Origin of the sequence: Stackebrandtia sp. (genome assembly GCF_035643755.1) — a bacterium.
In the GTDB taxonomy this organism is placed as follows: Bacteria; Actinomycetota; Actinomycetes; order Mycobacteriales; family Micromonosporaceae; genus Stackebrandtia.
Genome location: NZ_DASQPW010000110.1, coordinates 1 through 2,463, shown reverse-complemented (window position 1 = coordinate 2,463; position 2,463 = coordinate 1). Strand labels below are relative to the sequence as shown.

Annotated in this window: 4 protein-coding genes; 3 read left to right on the top strand and 1 reads right to left on the bottom strand. The window is 66.9% G+C overall.

What is annotated here, in order from left to right; all coding sequences use genetic code 11:
- A partial coding sequence (locus VE172_RS08415; RefSeq protein ID WP_475525636.1) for a protein kinase family protein occupies positions 1-569 on the bottom strand: 569 nt, incomplete at its 3' end.
- Positions 570-1,140: 571 nt separating this feature from the next.
- Between VE172_RS08415 and VE172_RS08410 the strand changes: the two genes are divergently transcribed.
- From VE172_RS08410 to VE172_RS08400, 3 genes are all read left to right on the top strand, one after another.
- On the top strand, positions 1,141-1,539 hold the full coding sequence (locus VE172_RS08410; RefSeq protein ID WP_324799821.1) for an RlpA-like double-psi beta-barrel domain-containing protein: 399 nt from the start codon (positions 1,141-1,143) through the stop codon (positions 1,537-1,539).
- Between the two features lie 9 nt (positions 1,540-1,548).
- Positions 1,549-2,139, top strand: coding sequence for a cell wall protein (locus VE172_RS08405; RefSeq protein ID WP_324799818.1), 591 nt, complete (start codon positions 1,549-1,551; stop codon positions 2,137-2,139).
- Between the two features lie 57 nt (positions 2,140-2,196).
- Positions 2,197-2,463 (top strand): MauE/DoxX family redox-associated membrane protein (locus VE172_RS08400; RefSeq protein ID WP_324799815.1); only part of this gene is annotated, 267 nt, incomplete at its 3' end.

Below are 2,463 nucleotides of genomic sequence, written 5' to 3'. Positions count from 1 at the left end.
GGGTTGCCCGGGTCGTTGGCGAACGGGAGGCTGCCGCCGAGCGCCACGTAGCCGGTGGCGGCCAGCCCGTACACGTCGCTGGCGGCCGAGCGCTGCGGGTCCAGCGGCCCGAAGTGTTGGGCGGGAATGGTTTGCGCCAGGCCCGGCATTCCGGCGTCCAGTCCGGCCAGCCGCGCGGTGCCGTCGCTGTCGCACATCACCGTGGACGGACACACCGCGCCGTGGTGCAGTCCCCGCTCGTGCAGCGCCTTCAGCGCGGAGGCCGCGCCGGTGAGCATCCGCAGCACCTTGTTGGGCGACAGCGGACCGTCGCCGGTGAGCAGCTCGGCCAGGGTGCGCCCGGTGGCGTCGCTGACGAGCACCGCCTGGCCCTGCGGGCTGCGGTCGAGGTAGTGGATCACGCTGAAGTGGTCGGAGACCGCCAGCTCCCTGATCACCGGGGCCCACCCGTCGAATTGCGGCGGTGCTGGCTGGTTGCCCAGGTACTGCACGCAGGGTTGGCCGTCCGGCCCGGATATCGAGGTCACCGTGACAACGTCGTCGCTGTACAAGGGCGGTGAGGAGTTCATGTCGTTCCTTCACAAGTCACGAGGTTTCGCGCCAACAACACCGTAGTCGGACACGATATCGGCCAGACCAGATGCACGACACGATTGTGTCTCAAATGCCAGAAAGGTTGCGGATCGACTCGGTTGCGACGCCCGGTACCACAGTGCCAAAAGAGGTTTGAGGAAGGGGTTGTCTACCACCCGGTAGGGGCGTACAAAGAACGTACGGATCTCGACGGACGTTCTACAGACAGGTTCTCGAACGATCACAAGAGCTCCGGACACGGCCACCGGGTACCCACGTGCGACCAGCCGCGGGAGGCGCGTTGGGCCGGTATAGCTGAAGACCGTGCCGACCCAACGATTATGTACGCGCGCATGGTAGCCCGGACTGGGACGTGTTCCTAAGACGGCGTCTTCGCAGCACGACGGCGAAGACGCCGTTTTTTCGTGCCCGCGCTATGGACGTTCTGTGGCTCCAGTATATCGATAGTCTTGACTACCTAAATTTCATTGGGGACCATGGGGTCCCGTGACGGCGACCCACCGTCACGATCACTGCCCAAACCTTCACATCAGATAGGAAATCCCCATGGCACTTACCGGGGAAGTCTCCTGGTTTTGTTGCGGAAATGCTTGGGGCCCTTGTGGTACAGCCAACCACGGAGCCTGTGGCACCTGCAACTCCGGCAGCCTTCAGCACGCCTGGCCCAACGCGTCGGACGCCTGCTTCAACATCACCCGACCCGACCAGTGCGGCGTCGGCCTCACCCGCCGCACCTGCGGGTACCAACACACCACCACCAGCCGCTGCACCGGGCAGGCGGTCGCGACCACCATCGCCGACTGTGGACCCAACACCCACCTGTTCTGCGGCGAACAGTCCTGCTGCGGCGTCTGCTCCAGCAACCGCATCATCGACCTGACACCCGCCGCCTACAGCAGGATCGCCGACCTGTCGGCGGGACTGCGTCCCTGCACGGTCGCCTAGGAGGACATCATGGATAGACGAAGCCTGCTGTCCAATGCGGTACTCGGCGGCGCCACCATCGTCGGCGCCTCGGCGCTGGGTGGTTTCGCCCCCGAGGACGCCTTCGCGGCCGAGACGGTCAAGATCGAGCCCGGCATGCCCGACCCGGAGTTCGCCGAGGGGCTGATCCGCTCCATCAACGGCAGCACCATTCGGGCCATCGGTTCCGACACGTCACTGTGGAAGATCCGCATCGCCGACTCCACCAGCGTCTGGAAGCTCAAGCCCACCACCGCCGACGAGATCGCCGTCGGCGACGGGCTGTACGCCCGCGGCGCCCGTCTCAAGGACGGCACCCTGGCGGCGGACGCGGTGTGGGTCAACATCGTCAACATCACCGCCCACATCGTGTCCATCCAGGACAAGAAGCTGAAGCTCAACCACAACGGCGATCACCTGACCGCCCACATGGTCGACGGCGTCAGCGCCGCCGTGTACAACGGCACCCCCGCCACCCGTGATGTATCCCACATCAAGGTGGACTCCCACGTCCAGATCCTCGGCGCCTGGCGCCCGGGAACCAACGACGTGGACGTGGCAACCATCTACTCGCACCAGTGATGTCAGCCGTGGCGGTGCCGCCCCGGCGGCGCCGCCACGGCGCGGAAAGGCTTTGACATGTGGCAATGGATCGCCGCGGTGCAGGCCGTGCCGCTGGCCGCGGTGCTGCTGTGGGCGGCCTGGGTGAAGCTATTCACCGTGCGCGGCAAGGTCGCCGCGCAGGACACCGCCCTGAAGCGGCTGGTCGGCGAGGAACGCGCGGCGCTGGCCTATCGCGTCCTCGGCGGATGCGAAGCGGCGCTGGGCATCTGGCTGCTGGCGCCCGCCGCGGGCGCGGCGCGGGCGGTCGCGGCGTGCGCCCTGACCGCCGGCTTCGGCGGGTAC